Annotated in this window: 13 protein-coding genes; 7 read left to right on the plus strand and 6 right to left on the minus strand. The window is 45.6% G+C overall.

Annotated elements, in window-relative coordinates; translation table 11 throughout:
- The first annotated feature begins 257 nt into the window (after positions 1-257).
- Together HQQ92_RS06840 and sohB are read left to right on the plus strand one after the other, a co-directional pair.
- Positions 258-2,741, plus strand: coding sequence for a VolA/Pla-1 family phospholipase (locus HQQ92_RS06840; RefSeq protein WP_028760988.1), 2,484 nt, complete (start codon positions 258-260; stop codon positions 2,739-2,741).
- Positions 2,742-2,852: 111 nt separating this feature from the next.
- Positions 2,853-3,869 (plus strand): protease SohB, encoded by a 1,017-nt coding sequence (gene sohB, locus HQQ92_RS06845; RefSeq protein WP_105252126.1) that lies wholly within the window; start codon positions 2,853-2,855, stop codon positions 3,867-3,869.
- Between the two features lie 87 nt (positions 3,870-3,956).
- Here the strand turns inward: sohB and HQQ92_RS06850 are convergent, their stop codons facing one another.
- The gene (locus tag HQQ92_RS06850) at positions 3,957-5,024 is read right to left on the minus strand and encodes a DUF3083 family protein (RefSeq protein WP_028760986.1); all 1,068 of its coding nucleotides are present in this window, start codon (positions 5,022-5,024) and stop codon (positions 3,957-3,959) included.
- A gap of 145 nt (positions 5,025-5,169) precedes the next feature.
- On the minus strand, positions 5,170-5,769 hold the full coding sequence (locus HQQ92_RS06855; protein WP_028760985.1) for an arylesterase: 600 nt from the start codon (positions 5,767-5,769) through the stop codon (positions 5,170-5,172).
- 52 nt (positions 5,770-5,821) lie between these two features.
- Between HQQ92_RS06855 and HQQ92_RS06860 the strand changes: the two genes are divergently transcribed.
- The 3 genes from HQQ92_RS06860 to lepB all read left to right on the plus strand — a co-directional run bounded on the left by HQQ92_RS06860 (position 5,822) and on the right by lepB (position 9,992).
- Positions 5,822-6,550, plus strand: coding sequence for an ABC transporter ATP-binding protein (locus tag HQQ92_RS06860; protein WP_028760984.1), 729 nt, complete (start codon positions 5,822-5,824; stop codon positions 6,548-6,550).
- Positions 6,551-6,552: 2 nt separating this feature from the next.
- Complete coding sequence (locus tag HQQ92_RS06865) at positions 6,553-9,048, plus strand: ABC transporter permease (protein ID WP_173244125.1); 2,496 nt, start codon at positions 6,553-6,555, stop codon at positions 9,046-9,048.
- Between the two features lie 281 nt (positions 9,049-9,329).
- A complete protein-coding gene (lepB, locus tag HQQ92_RS06870) occupies positions 9,330-9,992 on the plus strand; it encodes a signal peptidase I (protein ID WP_173244128.1) in 663 nt (220 codons plus the stop codon).
- A gap of 74 nt (positions 9,993-10,066) precedes the next feature.
- On the opposite strand, the gene gltS is transcribed toward lepB, so the two are convergent.
- The 3 genes from gltS to folX form a co-directional block, all read right to left on the minus strand.
- Positions 10,067-11,290 carry a sodium/glutamate symporter gene (gltS, locus tag HQQ92_RS06875; RefSeq protein ID WP_113940752.1) on the minus strand — a complete coding sequence of 408 codons (1,224 nt, stop codon included), beginning with the start codon at positions 11,288-11,290 and terminating at the stop codon, positions 10,067-10,069.
- A gap of 533 nt (positions 11,291-11,823) precedes the next feature.
- Positions 11,824-12,717, minus strand: coding sequence for a TIGR01777 family oxidoreductase (locus tag HQQ92_RS06880; protein WP_028760980.1), 894 nt, complete (start codon positions 12,715-12,717; stop codon positions 11,824-11,826).
- An 87-nt stretch (positions 12,718-12,804) separates the two neighbouring features.
- Positions 12,805-13,167, minus strand: a complete 363-nt coding sequence (gene folX / locus HQQ92_RS06885; protein WP_173244131.1) for a dihydroneopterin triphosphate 2'-epimerase — start codon at positions 13,165-13,167, stop codon at positions 12,805-12,807.
- A gap of 98 nt (positions 13,168-13,265) precedes the next feature.
- On the opposite strand from folX, the gene HQQ92_RS06890 reads away from it, so the two are divergent.
- Positions 13,266-14,375, plus strand: a complete 1,110-nt coding sequence (locus HQQ92_RS06890; RefSeq protein ID WP_173244134.1) for an AI-2E family transporter — start codon at positions 13,266-13,268, stop codon at positions 14,373-14,375.
- Between the two features lie 6 nt (positions 14,376-14,381).
- Positions 14,382-15,299 (plus strand): class I SAM-dependent methyltransferase, encoded by a 918-nt coding sequence (locus HQQ92_RS06895; protein WP_131523541.1) that lies wholly within the window; start codon positions 14,382-14,384, stop codon positions 15,297-15,299.
- Between the two features lie 800 nt (positions 15,300-16,099).
- Here HQQ92_RS06895 and HQQ92_RS06900 read toward each other — a convergent pair.
- Positions 16,100-16,534, minus strand: a complete 435-nt coding sequence (locus HQQ92_RS06900) for a hypothetical protein (protein ID WP_173244137.1) — start codon at positions 16,532-16,534, stop codon at positions 16,100-16,102.
- Positions 16,535-16,618: the final 84 nt, after the last annotated feature.

Consider the following 16,618-nt stretch of genomic DNA (forward strand, 5'->3'; position numbering starts at 1 on the left):
TCTTTTTCCTCTTGGCGAGAATGCCCGCCACTTCTAGAGTCGCCGAAGTGATAAACGCATGTTTCAAACAAATGAATGAAACTTTGTTATCAATAGCTAAAATCTTTGTGACAAACTTGTGGCTAACTCAATATTTTTACGTTAACTTGAAATGAGTTAGGGGCTAACATAAGCCCTATTGGTCACAGATCTAAAAGCTATTGTGACTAATTTCTTGGGGAAAACAAAACTATTACAACAAGATTTGGGGAAAAAAGATGAAAAGACTCATTTTGGGTGTTGCGATTGCATCTGCACTGGGCCTCACAGGATGTGGTGAGGACAGTTTTAATGAACTCAAGGATAAGACAGAAGTGCTCATCCCTGAATCGCACATGGTGTTCGACCCTGCTAATTCAAAAGTTCCATTACCGAATGATTTGCTGTTCAGTGGCACCAAAGATGGCACATTATCAATTCCGGGTGAAAGCTCGGGCAATTATGTTGATCCACAAATAGCGCTTGGGGCGTTAGATGGGTGGTCGACAACATCACCGATTTCTATTGATATCGATTTGGCGAAAAAACATGACGGTACACCGCTAACCTTAATGGCGGCATCGGTTGCGCAACCGGGTGCTGTCAGAATGTTTGAAGCCACAGTAGGCGGCGCATTATCATCTGATCCCGAATGTAAGGCTAAACCGTCAGTTTCAGCCTGTAAAGTGGGCGCTGAGTTGCAGTTTGGCGTTGACTTTATATCAACCGCTTCGGGCAAAAAAGTGGTGATAATTCCGCTTAAGCCACTCAAAGCCGGGCAATCTTATATTTATGCGACAACGAATCTTATTCAAGATTCTGAAGGTCGTGGTATCGCTCCTTCAACGACCTATGGTTTGTTGAAGCTGGATATCAATACGTTACCTTTAGAAACGCCAGATCAATTGATGCTGCAAACCTTAGTGAACAGTTATGAGAAAGGGATTGCTGCGGCCCATAAGGTCGATCCTTTAACCATCAGTTACTCTGGCTTATTTACCACTCAGTCTGTTGCTAACGTCTATGAAACCACCAAATTGCTGATGGCGAAGGGTGCTCCCTATGCACCAAGCTTTGCCCAGATGCCAACACCGACTGGATTGACTGTGGCTCAAGTGGCGGGCTTAACACCAGCTGCTGGAGCTGCCTATGTTGCCGCAAACTTGGCTGATGTGTATACGGCAAAAATTAAACTGCCTATTTACGGTGATTGTTCTTCAGTTGGTTGTTTATCCGCTGAAGGTAAACCATTAATTAATGGTCATTGGAAAGCACAAGGTGATAGCCCTGTCTCTGTGCTACTAGCACTGCAAGCGGGCACACTCAGCCAGAATAATTTTGGTATGCAAGCGGTGGCTAATGGTATTGCCAACCCTGCTGATGCTTTAGCCAATCCCTCGTTAATGGCGGGTAAAACATGGGTTTTAGACGATGGTACGGCAGTTGATAAAACCAAACATCTGACTAAATTCAATCCTATTCCAGCAATCAAAGGTTATGAAACAGTATCTGTACTGATTTCTATGCCCAATGCAACGAAATTGGCTGCTTTTTATCAACAGCAAGGTCGTGAGTTTATTCCTCCTACATCTGGTTGGCCAACAACAATTGCCCTTCATGGTTTAGGTGGCGGTAAAGAAATGTCATTGGCCTATGCCGGCACGTATGCGGCAATGGGGGTTGCAACTGTTGCTATTGATATGCCACTTCACGGTGCGCGTTCATTTGATGCTAACGGTGATGGGATTTATGAAGTCTCTGCGACAGATCCTGCCTTCGGTGCAGTTGTCGGTAAACCGGACGCCTTTAAAAATGGTAACCCGTTGGTGTTTGTAAATATTTCTAGCACCTTGTCGGTGCGAGATAACTTCCGCCAAGCGACGATGGACCATTTAGGGGTGCGTCTTGCCCTTACGGGCTTAGCACAGGGCTTAGCACAAGCAGGTCAGCCGCAAGTATTTGATGTGACTAAAATCAGTGCTCAAGGTCTGAGTTTAGGCGCCATTGTGGGCACCGATTTTGCGACCTATGCCAGCACAGGCATGAAGAATCCAGCAACCGGCGATGCCTTGCCAAATGCTTATGCTATCAATGCTGTATCCTTAGTTGCGCCAGCAGGTGGATTAGCAGGATCATTCGCAGGTTCTGCAACCTTTGGCCCAGTACTGTTTAGTAATATTACGGCATCTGCAACTTTCCAAGCACAGGTCGATGCGGCTAATACAGCAGGTTATGAGCCTGGTAGCCCTGAATATGCGGCACTGGTGCAGGGGGTATATTCCCAATTTATTCCGACGTTTGCCTTTGCGGTTCAAACAGCGGTAGATTCTGCAGATCCTGTTAACCATGCTGCTATGTTAAAAGCGACAGGCTTACCTGTGCACTTAATTGAAGTGGCGGGTGATGGTAACGGTAACTTAGCAGATCAAGTGCTGCCTAATCGCGTCGATAACTTCCCATTATCGGGCACTGAGCCGCTGATCGCTGCCATCGGGCTACCTTGTGCCGATAGCACGAGCAAAGGTCATGGCGTTGTACGCTTCGCTAAAGGTCACCACAGTTCGATTGTTGATCCTAAAGAAAAGGAATCAACAGATGGTATGGCCGCGGCTGCCACGGTTGAAATGCAGACTCAAGTGGCAACCTATGCAGCTACTGCAGGTAAGGGCGATGCGACGATTTTAGTGACAAACAGTGAGGTCATTGCGACTTGTCCTAACTAATCTTGCCTTAATCGGAAAAACCCAGCCTTTGCTGGGTTTTTTTATGGGCCTTTAGGCTGTTAGAATAGCGCGCAATTGACTGAATGATGTAACGCCCTAACGGAGAACACTTTGGAATTTTTATACGAGTATGGAATGTTTTTGGCGAAAGCCGTCACAATAGTGGTCGCAATCGTTGCCGTTATTATTGTGGTGTTGGCTTCCACTGTAAAACACAAGTCAGATAAGGGCGAGCTGAGGATCACTAACTTGTCTGAAGAGTTAGAAGAACTTAAGCATGGCTTAAAAGAAGAACTTCTGTCAAAGAAACAATTCAAAGCCTATGAAAAGCAATTAAAAGCTGACGAAAAGGCAAAAGACAAGGCCGCAGATGAAGCCTGCACGGGCAAAGTGTTCGTGATTGATTTTAAGGGCAGTATCGATGCCGCTGAGGTCGCATCACTGCGTGAAGAAATCAGTGCAATTATCGCTATCGCAGAAAAAGGCGATGAAGTGGTTGTCAATGTAGAGAGTGGCGGTGGTATGGTGCATGGTTATGGTTTAGCCTCCAGCCAGTTAGATCGCTTACGTCAAGCAGATATTCCATTGACTGTCTGTGTTGATAAAGTCGCCGCCAGTGGTGGCTATATGATGGCTTGTGTAGCGAATAAAATTTATGCTGCACCTTTTGCCATTGTCGGTTCTATTGGTGTTGTTGCTCAACTGCCTAACTTTAATCGCCTGCTGAAAAAGCATGAAATTGATTATGAGCAACATACGGCTGGTAATTTTAAGCGCACCTTGACGGTATTTGGTGAAAACTCCGATGAGGGAAGACAGAAGTTTCAAGAAGAACTCGAAGAAACCCACGTCTTATTTAAAGCGTTTGTTGGTAAGTATCGCCCTGAGTTGGATTTAGTGAAAGTCGCTACTGGCGAGCATTGGTACGGTCAGCAAGCTATTGAATTAGGTTTAGTTGATGCGATTTCGACCAGCGATGATGTGATAATGTCACTCGCCACAGAGCGTACTGTGTACAAGATACGTTATCAGGTGAGAAAGAAACTTGCCGATAAAATTGCCCACGGTGCTTCTTTGTCTGTGAACGCTATTTTCAATCGCCTCATAGAAAAAAATCGTCCTATGTAATTCTGTCTATTGGTGAATAAAAGTAAAAACGCCTGCATTTGCAGGCGTTTTCATTTGCTTAGCTTTCGCGGCTAATACCGAAGTGGGTTAGATTTGATAGCTGATATGTTGATGGAAGCGTACGATGAGATCTTCACGCTCCGGATCGACACCTATGTCCGCAGCAAAGGCCTTCAGGGCTGTTTCAACATTGTTCATAAAGCGACCGAAACCCGAATCGTCACAATCCTTAGTACCTGCCACTATGGTAAAGTGCGCAGCTTCGACTAAGTTATCGGCATCCCAGCGGCGGATCACTTGTTGCTCAGTCGCATTAGGATCGAACCCTATCATTTGTACTTCGGCTTTGCTGTCGAGCTTTTCAAACTTACTGTTACGCACAAGCGGTGTTAAGCCGTTCGCTATCATAGCAAGGCGTGTCAGCTGTCTATTCGCTGCCGCTTTGAGGAAGCAGTCTTCAAGATGCTGATATAAAGGCGTAAAGTCAGTGGCTGAGTCAGGTAATAAACCCTGTTTGAGTTTGCGACTCAGCGGCAAGCTCACAGTCACATAGGTAAGAGAGCTAACGTTTTCTGGTAACTCACATTTTCTGGCTTTATATCTTGGGCCGATGGCGCGCAGTTTATAACCATAGGTTTCTTTATAGCCCTTAGCTTTTGCGAACAGATCATAGGATAAATGCTGATGGTCGCGGACCTTAACCTTAAGATCGCTTATTGGCATTAAGGGCATTAATTCAGTGAGCAACTCACGCACCTTGATATGGAAACTGGCGGAATTACTGCGAATATCGTCACCTGTGGCAAGAAACACAATGCGCAGTTTGCGGGCGCGATAGTTTTCTTGCGAGAATAAGTTTTGGGCTTCGTGGTAGGCTGGGTTATAAAAAAATAGAATTTGTTCAGTGGTTTGGAAGCAATATGCTTCGGTATGGTAACGCACTACTGGCAGTTTATCGTTAGTGATCACGTGAACATTACGGAGATCGTGTTGTTCTGCCAAATTAAATATCAAACGGCTTAACGTTTGATAACAGCTTTGATAATCGGGATATTGATTGAGTAGCTCATCCGTCACCTTGATTTCGGCTGTGATGTATTGATTGGTACGGGCTTCCTTGGGTATGTACACTTTTTGCTGATGGCTAAGGGACATATTGACTCCTTGTTTGAGTTAACCATTTGCTAACACGAATTTTACTGTTTATCTATAGGGTTAATCTTGCGTTAGAACACGTTTTTATCCGTTGAACATGAGTTTAGCTAAGTAAGCGGTTCGTTAGCTTAAAATAGCAGCTATTTTATTGGGTTAACGCATTTTCTATCCATGGTTGCATCCAAGCCGCAATCTGAGCTTGCGCCTTTTCGTTGGGATGAATGCCATCCCTTTGCATTAATTCTGGATGGGGCGCGATATCCTGCATAAAGAAGGGGATCAACACTATATCCTGGGTTTTAGATATGTCTTGATACACTTGGGTGAACTTTTGGGTATAGCGAGGGCCATAGTTAGGCGGTACCATGATCTCGGTCAGCAGCACTTTTGCGCCGCTATCTTTGGCTAGGGTAATGATTTGGATTAGATTATTTTCGAGTTGCGTTGGGGGGAATCCACGTAAACCATCATTACCTCCCAGTTCAACGACCACAAGGTCGGGAGCAACAGAATCGAGCAAGGCGGGTAATCGGCGTAGGCCGCCCGCTGTGGTTTCGCCGCTCACTGAGCCATTGGTAAACTGATGTTCGGGCAGATTTTTTTGCAGTAGTGCTACCCAGCCTGACTGTTCTGCCATGCCGTAGCTAGCGCCTAAGCTATCGCCGAGGATCAGTATCTTTGCCGCGTGAGCGGGCGTGACCATGAGTACACTCAGTAGGATGAATGCCCCTAGGGTCTTCGCCATTGATTTTAATCTTAGCGATTGATACCAGAACGATTTATATAAGAAGGATCCTATGTCTAACGTCATCTTAAAAAACAGTGCCATTAATGTTGTTAACCTCGAAAAATCAGTGATTACTCAGGAAGGAACGCTCACTATCCTCAAGGGCATTAACTTAGATGTCAAGCAAGGTGAGAGTGTGGCTATTCTCGGCCCATCAGGTTCAGGCAAATCCACCTTATTGGGATTGCTTGCGGCGCTTGATACGCCTACGTCGGGGGAGATTTGGCTCGATGGTGTGGCATTATCACCATTGAATGAGGAGCAAAAAGCGGCACTGCGTAAACAGAAGGTCAGCTTTATTTTTCAATCCTTTATGTTAGTGGATACCTTAACTGCACTCGAGAACGTCATGTTACCCGCCGAGCTTGCGGGCGTGAGCAATGCCAAGGAAAAAGCGCAGGCCATGTTGGTGCGGGTTGGTTTATCCCATCGCTTGACCCATTTACCCAAACAGCTTTCGGGTGGTGAACAGCAAAGGGTGGCGATTGCCCGCGCTTTTATCTGTGAGCCTACAGTTTTGTTTGCCGATGAACCAACTGGCAATTTAGACAGCGTCAACGGCCATAAGATTGCCGATATGTTGTTTGAGCTTAATCAAGAAAGCCATACAACCTTAGTCCTTGTTACCCATGATCTGCTGCTGGCCAAGCGGTGTGAGCGTCAACTGGTGATGGATAACGGCCATTTACAGGAAGATATCACTCAAACAGAACTGCTAGCTGATGTTAAGGAGGCTTAATAATGGAGTTAAGTCTGGCATGGCGCCTGTTTAAACGCGAGTTACAGCAAGGACAATTGTTATTGATTATCCTCGCTATTACGCTCGCGGTTTTGTCTGTGAGTGGCTTAGCGCGGGTGAGTGAACGTCTGCAAGTGGCAATTAGTGGTCAAGCGTCACAGTTTATTGCTGCTGACCGTATTATCGATTCGCCGGTTAAAATTGATGCGGCGATTTTATCCAAAGCCGAAGCGCTTGGGCTTAAGCATGTGACTAACATGCAATTTAATTCCATGGTCTATTCGGGAGATAAGTTTCAGTTAGTCACAGTACGCGCCGTAGAGTCGGGTTACCCGCTTAAGGGCGATATTGAACTCACCAGCGGTAAAACCAAGGCGTTACCTCAAGCGGATCAAATTTGGTTTGAGACTCGCTTAGGCGGACTTTTGGGTTATCCCAAATCCATCGAACTAGGTAACAGCGAATTTGTGCTCAGCAATGAGATCAGCCGCTTACCCGACGCAGGTTTTAATCCTTTTGCTTCATCGCCTGTGGTATTGATGCGCATGGAAGATGTCGCCAAAACAGGTGTTATTCAACCAGGCAGCCGCGTGACTTATCTGTATCAATTTGCTGGCGATGAAGCCTCGCTTACGGCCTTTGAACAAAGTGTTAAACCACTTTTGAATAGCACCCAGCGCTGGGTCGATGTGCAATCCGGTGACTCACCTATTGCGGGAGCCGTTAAGCGAGCGGAGCGCTTCTTACTGTTGGCAAGTTTGATGGGCATTGCATTGGCCTGCGCGGCGATAGGTATTGCCGCCCAGCGTTATTGTCAGCGCCATTACGATGTGGTGGCCATGCTGAAAACCTTTGGCGCCTCGGCAAAGCAAATTCGCCTGTTGTTTGGTACTCATTTATTGTTGGTAACGCTACTGGGAATTGGTCTAGGTCTAATTGGGGGAGGGTTACTCGATTTTGGGATCAGTTATCTATTGCCACCCGAAATTGCGGCCTATTCACCGCCACTCACACGGCCATTATTACTCGGTATCAGCACTGGGCTCATCAGCGCCTTTATGTTTTCGGCTTATCCATTGATGCGTTTACTGGCTATTCCGCCACTTCGGGTGTTGCAGCGTCAGTTAGAAGGCTTACAGCTTGGTATGTGGCTGCATTTGCTACTGAGTCTAGGGGCTATGGCGCTACTGGGCTATTTGTATTCCCAAAGTTGGACTTTGACTCTGACTGTGGTCGCGGCTGTGCTATTGCTGGCTGTGCTATTAAGTCTGCTTGGATTTGTGATGATCCGCGCGGGACACAGTGTTGGTATGAAGACTACTAATCCTTTGCAATTAGCGCTGGCGGGGCTAAGGCGTCGTGCGCGGCAAAATGCGGTGCAATTGGTTGGTTTTAGCGCTGCACTGGTACTGTTATTGACGATTTTGGCGCTAAGACAAGATTTACTTAACGAATGGCAAAAACAGTTGCCCGAAAATGCGCCTAATTATTTCCTTGTCAATATTGCGCCTGATGATGCAAAGCCCTTGAATGATTTCATGACTACTAAGGGGATAGTGGCGACGGACATTTATCCGGTGATCCGTGGCCGGTTAACCCAAATTAATGGTGAAGCACTGATTTCGAATGAACAGTCCGAAGCGGGTGAAAAGGGGAGAGTGGGCATTTCGCGCGAGTTAAACCTAACGTGGCGCAATACACTGCCTGCTAACAACGAACTGTTAGAGGGGCATTTTAATCAAGCCGCCGATGAAGTGTCGGTGGAGTCCGGCGTGGCGGAGCGTTTAGGTATTGGTCTTGGCGATAAGCTGACTTACGTGATTGATAATCAAGAGCTCACAGTTAAAGTTGCCAGTATTCGTGCCGTACACTGGGAAACGCTGCAACCGAACTTCTTTATGATTTTCACCCAAGAAGCGCTCGCGCCTTTTGCTTATACTTCGATGGCGAGTTTCTATCTGAATGATCAGGCGACTAACGATAAGACTATGAATGCTGATGGTACGCCTAAGGATGCAGTGATCCTTGCGCTTATTCAGCAATTTCCGACGATATCTATCATAGATGTTGGCGCTATGGTGGGGCAGTTGCGGCAGATAATTGAGCAAGTGTCGCTGTCGTTGTCTTTAGTGCTGGCCTTAGTGTTATTAGCCAGTGCCTTAGTCTTGATTGCACAGACTGAGGCTGGCATGGCAACTCGGCAACGTGAACTGGCGGTGTTACGTACCTTTGGTGCTTCAGGATGGTTATTGCGCAGTGCAACGGGTTTAGAGTTCGCCTTACTTGGCGGTATTGCGGGTGTGTTAGCCGTAATTGTGGCCGAATTTGCGTTATATCTACTTAAGACGCAAGTATTTGAACTTAATGTATACATGCACTGGCCTTGGTGGGGTATTGCCCCAGTTTCTGGAGCCTTAATTGTCGCCTTACTTGGGGTGTGGCGTTGCCGACAATTGCTCAGCCAATCTTGCTCTGAGCTATTAAAGGCGGGCAGCTAGTGGTTGCTTGCATGGGTTAACACTTGAGTTTATGACGTAAATAGGCTGAGTTAACAATTAAAAGCACTGATGCTGCCTAAGCTCAGTGCTTTTTTATTGTCTGGCTGATTCTGCTGAGTTTGAGCATGACTCGAACATGAATTTGAGCATGAACATGCGTTTTTACATTGGCTTACAAATTGATCTGTGCTTAAGCAGGTAGCAACAGAACTTAGTGCAACGCAATGGGTCTATCTAACTGAGAACAGCGACTAGCTTATATATGCCATAGAGGGAATATTATGTTCAAAGGAATAACAAAACTGCTTAAGGATAATCGCTCCTTTTTTCTGTTTATCAGTTTAATGCTAGTGTTCAGGAGCGCTGTGGCAGATTGGAATACTGTGCCATCGGGTTCTATGCTGCCGACTATCGTCGAGGGGGATCGCATTCTTGTTAATAAGATGGCTTATGATCTTAGGGTGCCATTTACGCATATCGCATTAGTTAAACTGGCAGATCCTGCTCGTGGCGATATTGTGGTATTTGACTCGAAAAAGGCCGATAAAAAGCTGATTAAGCGGGTAATAGCTGTGCCAGGCGATACTGTGATGATGCAGGATAATCGCTTGTATTTAAAAGGCGAACTGCTTAGCTACACATCCCAAGCATTGAGTGCTTATGCTCCGGCTGATGTGACAGAAATGCAGGAAAATTTACTCGGTATGGTCCACAGTATTCGCCTTAACCCTGTACCCTCAAGGCTTGCCAATTTTGGACCTGTCACAGTGCCGGATGCGCATTATTTAGCACTGGGTGATAACCGTGATAACAGCGCAGACTCTCGGGTTATTGGCTTCGTGCCCCGTGATGAGATTGTTGGCCGTTCAAGTTCAGTCGTTTTCTCCCTTGATTATGATGATTATTACCTGCCTCGGCCTGAACGCTTAATGCGTGAATTCTAGTCTTAACTATTTTGAACCATGAAATAGGGCGCCAAAGTCGGCGCCTTATTTTTAAGTAATTGAGTTATAAGCAACTATTTCATAAAGCTCAGATAGCCCTGTAAGACAATTAAGTTAACTATGTCGATAAAGAAGGCTCCGACGATAGGTACTACCATAAAGGCTTGGGGTGATGGCCCTGTGCGCGAGACGAGCGCGCCCATATTCATTACTGCTGTTGGGGTTGCACCCATACCAAAGCCGCAGTGTCCACCGGTGATCACCGCAGCATCGTAATTACTGCCCATGACTTTGAACGTCACGAAATAGGCAAAAATGGCCAACACTGCGGTTTGTACCAGTAAAATCACCAGTAGCGGGATCGCTAAATCAAAAATTTCCCATAACTTTAAAGTCATTAAGGCCATTGAGAGGAAGAGTGACAGCGCGACAGTCCCTATCACATCAATGCTTTCGGTATGGGGTTTGTAACCGCGGGTGAGTTCTGTGAGATTAGCGATGAGCACGCCAAGAAAAAGAGCATATACAAAGTCGGGCATCTTTAGCCATGCAATACCCGATTGGCTGATCCACAGCGTGAGCCATTTTGATCCTGCAACACACAACAACAGTACAAACAGAGTTTCTAATATGGTTTTGGCGGTGACTTGATCTTCTTCTAAGTGATCGTATGTCACTAAATGTGGATGTTCACTGTGATGCTTGCGGCCAACCCCATAGCGAGAAACAAGATTATGTTTACCGATTAATCGCTGCGCGACAGGGCCACCGATGATCCCACCCATGATCAAACCAAAGGTTGCCGCGGCCATAGCAAACTCTAAGGTGTTGATACCGTAGCGCTCTGCAAAGGTTTGTGACCAAGCGACGCCGGTACCATGGCCGCCCGACAGGGTAATTGATCCTGCGATAAGTCCCATGATGGGATCGAGCCCCAATAGGCTGGCTAAACTGACGCCGACGGCATTTTGAATCACAATATACACTGAGGCCACACCTAAAAAGATGAAGACTTTTTTACCACCGCTGAGCAATAGCTTGTAGTTTGCCGAGAGGCCAATGGTGCTAAAAAACATCAGCATTAAGGTATTTTGCAGTGATAGGCTGAAGTCGAGACTGATATTTTGAAAGTGAAGAAATGTGACTCCCGCGGCGACAACAAGGCCACCCACTATGGGTTCGGGGATATTATATTGCCTGAAGACACGTACATGGCGATTGATAGAGTGGCCGATAAACAGCACGAAAATGGCAATTAAAAATGATTCTAGCTCGCCAATCATATAGGTCGTGTGCATGAAAATTCCTTACAAACTGTCTTAGTGCGGGCGTTTCATTGGGCACAATGTCCAATGAGAAGTAACCCATCTTGTTATTAAGTACCTGCTAATGCTGGATGTTAAGCGCTTGATGTCGAGGACAGATCAGTGTCAATCCGATAAAAAATTTAAAGGACGAGTAGGCGCGAGCGTGTATCGTTTTATGGTCTACAGACCAAGAACAGTAGATTAAATAGCCTGTTCCTGAGCATAAATAACTGTCTATTTATGAGGTGTTGCTGAGTCTATCTGTGGTCAAGGCTGAGGCGGTTAATGCGTGCCTCCTATGACCGAATGGAAGCGAGTTTAGCAGAAAATGGACGGATTGTCGCTAAATCATAATATAAATCATGATGTTACATTCTTGTTTTTCTAGTGTTGCTAAAATAATGGCAAGATTGACGTTACAATATACCTGGTTGTTGAGCGGATTTGAGTACTAAGATGCCACCTGCATTAGCCACTGATTTTATCAGCATATTAAAGCTGAGTTTAGGCGCTAGCGTGCTAGCCTATTTGGCTAACACGTTTGTTAAGGCGTTATCGAGATCACTGAATTGAAACTGAAAACCCGCTTCGAGGGCACGTTTGGGGTAAACAAATTGCCCTTCCGTCAGCAGCTCCGACATTTCGCCCATCGCTAAGCGTAATGCAAGCGGTGGGGTCGTGATTAACGCTGGGCGATTAAGTGCTTTTCCGAGCGCTTTGGTAAACACAGCGTTACTCACTGGATTGGGTGCTGTGGCATTAAATATGCCTTTACAGTGTTGTTGAGTGAGTAAAAAATCAATAAGGGAAATGAGATCCTGCACATGGATCCAGCTCATACCTTGGCGTCCATGGCCAATTGGGCCACCTAGTCCGAGTTTAAATGGCGGTAACATTTTCTCTAAGGCACCACCTTTACCTAGCACGATACCAATACGGATAATGCAGACTCGTGTGTGCTCTGAGGTTGCATTTAGCGCTTCTTGCTCCCATTTTCGACAGATGTCATGGCTAAACTCAACATGGGCACCACTAGACTCATCGAGTAATTTATCATCGTGCCGCCCGTAATAACCGACTGCCGAACCACTCACCATGATCTGAGGAGGAGTGCTACTCTGTTGTATTAGCTGAGTTAATCTTGCCGTAATATCCCAGCGACTATCACAAATACGTTGCTTCTGGTTTTTACTCCAACGTTTAGCGACTATGGGTTCACCCGCAAGATTTACAATGGCATCAATGTGATTTAAGTCGCTTAGCGCATCGAGACTTTCGAGGTAGTGGTGCTGATTGCCGAGCACTTTTTGTGTTTGTTGCACCGAGCGAGTTAATAACGTCAGTTGATGATATGGCGCCAGTCGTTCGACTAATTGGCGGCCAATAAAGCCGCTTGCGCCGGTGATCAGTATATTCATGGAACCTCTCTTAATTGGTTAAGCTCTGCGGATATATACCAAAATGCGGTGTGCAACGATCACTTAGTCGGAGTATTTTTAGCCAGATTATTTTTGATAACATAACTCCATCGAGACTGAATCGGCAAAGCGTAGTGCATGGGGTTTGTCTATTTCGACACTGGCAAATTCAATCCAAGGATGCTCACTGGCGATGGCCAGCGTTTGGCTGGTGAGATTTTCGAGTAATGAGAAACGGTTATTCTCAATCAGTTCAATGATCTTTTTGGTGATTGTGCGGTAATTGAGCGCATCCTCGACATTGTCACTGTTGCGGGCACGTTCGGCACAATAATGGATCACGACATTAATGATCACGTCTTGGCGATTTTGGATTTCATCGTCTTTAATGCCAATAAAAGTACGAAGTCTTAAGTTTTTAATGCGTATAATCGCGGTTTCTGGTTTCATAATGACAAATGGCTATCTTAAGCTAAAGTTTCTGAGGTTAAGTGGTTTCAAGGGTTAGCCTAACAATTTTATCTAAGATCAAGAAGGATTTTTAATAAATGACTCGACCTAATGCGCCCTCAGCTGCTTATCGTGGCTTTGCGGTTATGGCCTTTGTAGTGATTATTTTGGCAGGGATTAAGGCGGCGAGCCCGATTGTTGTGCCGTTTGTGCTGTCCAGTTTTCTTGCGGTGATTTGTAATCCTGCAATCGGTTTGATGACAAAGTTCCGTGTGCCTAAATGGCTGGCAGTGATCCTCTTGATGGGTTTTATTGTGTTGATGGGCCTATGGTTAGCCTCAGTCGTCGGCAGTTCTGTCAATGAGTTTTCTAAACAATTGCCCCAATATCGCGATCAGCTGGTGGAGCAGTTTTCGTGGATTATCCATAAATTACAGGCATTAAATATTCAGATTTCGAAGGATCAGGTATTAGCCTATTTTGACCCAGGTATGGCCTTGTCTATGACCACGAATATGCTATCGGGTGTCGGCAATGTGATGGCGAATTTATTTCTGATCATCCTCACTATCGTCTTTATGCTGTTTGAAGCTCAGTCGCTGCCAAAGAAATTGCATCTGGCATTGGACGATCCCGATATGCGCTTAAAGCAGATTGACCGCTTTTTACAATCTGTGAATCAGTACATGGTGATCAAGACCTTAGTGAGTTTGGCTACTGGGATCATCGTCGGTGTGGGGTTGACCTTCATTGGCGTGGATTACGCCATGTTATGGGCGGTGATTGCTTTCCTGTTTAATTACATTCCCAATATTGGTTCTATCATTGCCGCCATTCCAGCGGTGTTGTTGGCCTTTATTCAGCTTGGCCCTGCGGCTGCGGGGGGGACTGCACTTTTGTACGTGGGTGCCAACATGGTGATGGGCAATATCATTGAGCCTAAATTTATGGGGCGCGGCCTGGGGTTATCGACCTTAGTGGTATTTTTATCATTAATTTTCTGGGGCTGGTTATTAGGTTCTGTGGGCATGTTGCTGTCAGTGCCATTGACTATGGTGGTTAAAATTGCCCTCGAATCGAGTAAGAGTGGTAATTGGTTAGCCATTTTATTATCGGACGATATTGAAGATAAGTTCTTGGCCAGTAACACGGAAAATTTAATTCCCAATGGCGATGAAGCCAATACAAGTGCAACTGAGAGTAAGTAATAGAAGATGCAAAGTTTTATACAAGCGCTAGCGACAATTGAGTTAGGTGATGATGCGGTGCGGTTATTCCACGGCCGCGGTGGGCATTACGTGGGTTGTGAGCACCTATGTTTAGATTGGTTTGCACCCGTACTATTGCTGACTAGCTTTACTCCCTTGGAGGATACGGATTTAACACTCTGCCAACAGGCGATTGCAGCGCGCTGGCAAGCTATTCGGCCAGATAGCCAATTGAATTTAGTCTACCAATACCGTAGTGCGGGGGAGACGTTTACCCAATTATTGCAAGGTGAAGTGCCTGAGCCGCATATCGTTAGCGAAAATGGCGCACGGTTTCAGGTGCACCTAATGCGCGGACAAAACCACGGACTCTTCCTCGATATGGCCAATGGCCGCGAGTGGGTTAGAGCAAACGCCCGTTATAAAAAGGTGCTTAATTTGTTCGCTTATACCTGTGGTTTCTCGGTCGCCGCATTACAAGGGGGCGCCGATGAAGTTGTGAATATGGATATGAGTAAAGGCGCATTAGGCATAGGTAAGCAGAACCATTTGCTGAATGGCTTTAGCGCGGGAGCCCGTTTTTTAGGCCATGATATTTTTAAATCTTGGGGCAAACTGAAAAAGCTCGGTCCCTACGACATTGTTGTTGCCGATCCACCGAGCAATCAGAAGGGCAGTTTTGTTGCGACTAAGGATTATGTGCGTTTAATTAGGCGTTTACCTGAGTTGCTTGCCGAGAATGGCGAAGTATTACTGTGTCTAAATGCACCTGAACTCGATACCGCTTTCCTGCGTCAACAGGTAGCGGAAGCTGCACCTGCACTCGAATACATAGAGCGCTTAGCCAATCCGCTAGCCTTTATGGATGTGTCGGAAGAGAAGTCACTTAAGGTGCTTCGCTACCGCTTATCGACTCAAGCCTAGGCCTGATTTAGCTTAACTGGCCAGTATTAACTGGCCTTTTTTGTCGGCTTAGGTTGAGTGTTTAGCTTTCTACACTGTCGCTTATTACTCAGCACTTATTATTCAGTAGCTTAATCGCTCAGATAGCTGCGATCGCCCATAGGTTTCAATCACTTTACTGACTTGATGTTGGTCTAAGTGTTTGAGGGCGAAATTTCACCATAAAGCCTGCCCTGAATATCTAATGGCATTCCCTAGATTCATTTTATGTAAGCGATTTCTGTTAATCGCTTTTGTGTATAAAGCGAATGATGAAATGGCGTCAGCATGGCCTCAATACCCTCGTAGAAAGTGAAAGTCTTTCATGTTGAATCACTGATTGTGAGCTATTTAAATGATAACTAGCCTTAAATGCCATGTTTGGCGATACAAAACTGAAAGTTTTCTGTAATTGTGGCTTTTGCTTTGTTATACTCCAGCCCACGGAATGTATCCCTTTCCTCATAGGCAAAATGTCAGCATAGAATGGCAAGCCTCTGCGACCTTACCCAATCAAGCAGGAGTTGTTATGGAAGTTCATGAATACGAAAATGCTTATTATCAAGTGAAAGACGATGTACTAACGTCTTTACCTGCTGAAAGCGAAGAAGAAGTGATCCAAGCTTAATCGATAACGATTAAACTGACGGTACTTATGAGTCGGAAATAACAGAACAAGCACAAAAAAATAGCAACCTTAGGGTTGCTATTTTTTTGGCTGAAAGTAAGCAGGATGATTGTATGACAAGGTATGCGCGGTGAAAGCAGGCAAGAAAGGGGGGTTAACCGTTAACTTTGCGCTTTTCAGGCAGAAGTTCGACGATAATCCATTGGTTCCCAATTTTGTGTAGGCGTATGGTCCTGTCATCAATCCATGGTTGACCACCTTTAAGACCTTTCATTTTGACCACAACAATGACGTCTTTGGTAAATTTGCGGAAGAAGTCGATATCGATATCATCAATTTCCATTTCAACATTGGTCATAGATAGGCCGAGCATATTACGCTGTATGGCTGCGGCAATGTGGTAATGGGTGAGCACTTGTTTAATGGGATCGTCGACGTATTGCTTGGCTTGTTCAACATTACGATCAACATAAATCGCTTTAAAAAAGCCTAAGCTCACTTCTTCAGGTGATAACTGGCGTTGCTCTTGCGTTGAGGGATCGCCACAACCGAAGAGGAACAGGAGGGAGAAAAAAAATAGAGTTCGCATAAGTTTTAGTTATTGGAATTTGTTCCGAGTATCGCGATTTTAGCTGTAATGTACAAGTCTTGTCGTGATTCGCTGTCTATTGTG

Origin of the sequence: Shewanella sp. DC2-4 (assembly GCF_013248875.1) — a bacterium.
GTDB lineage: Bacteria > Pseudomonadota > Gammaproteobacteria > Enterobacterales > Shewanellaceae > Shewanella > Shewanella oncorhynchi.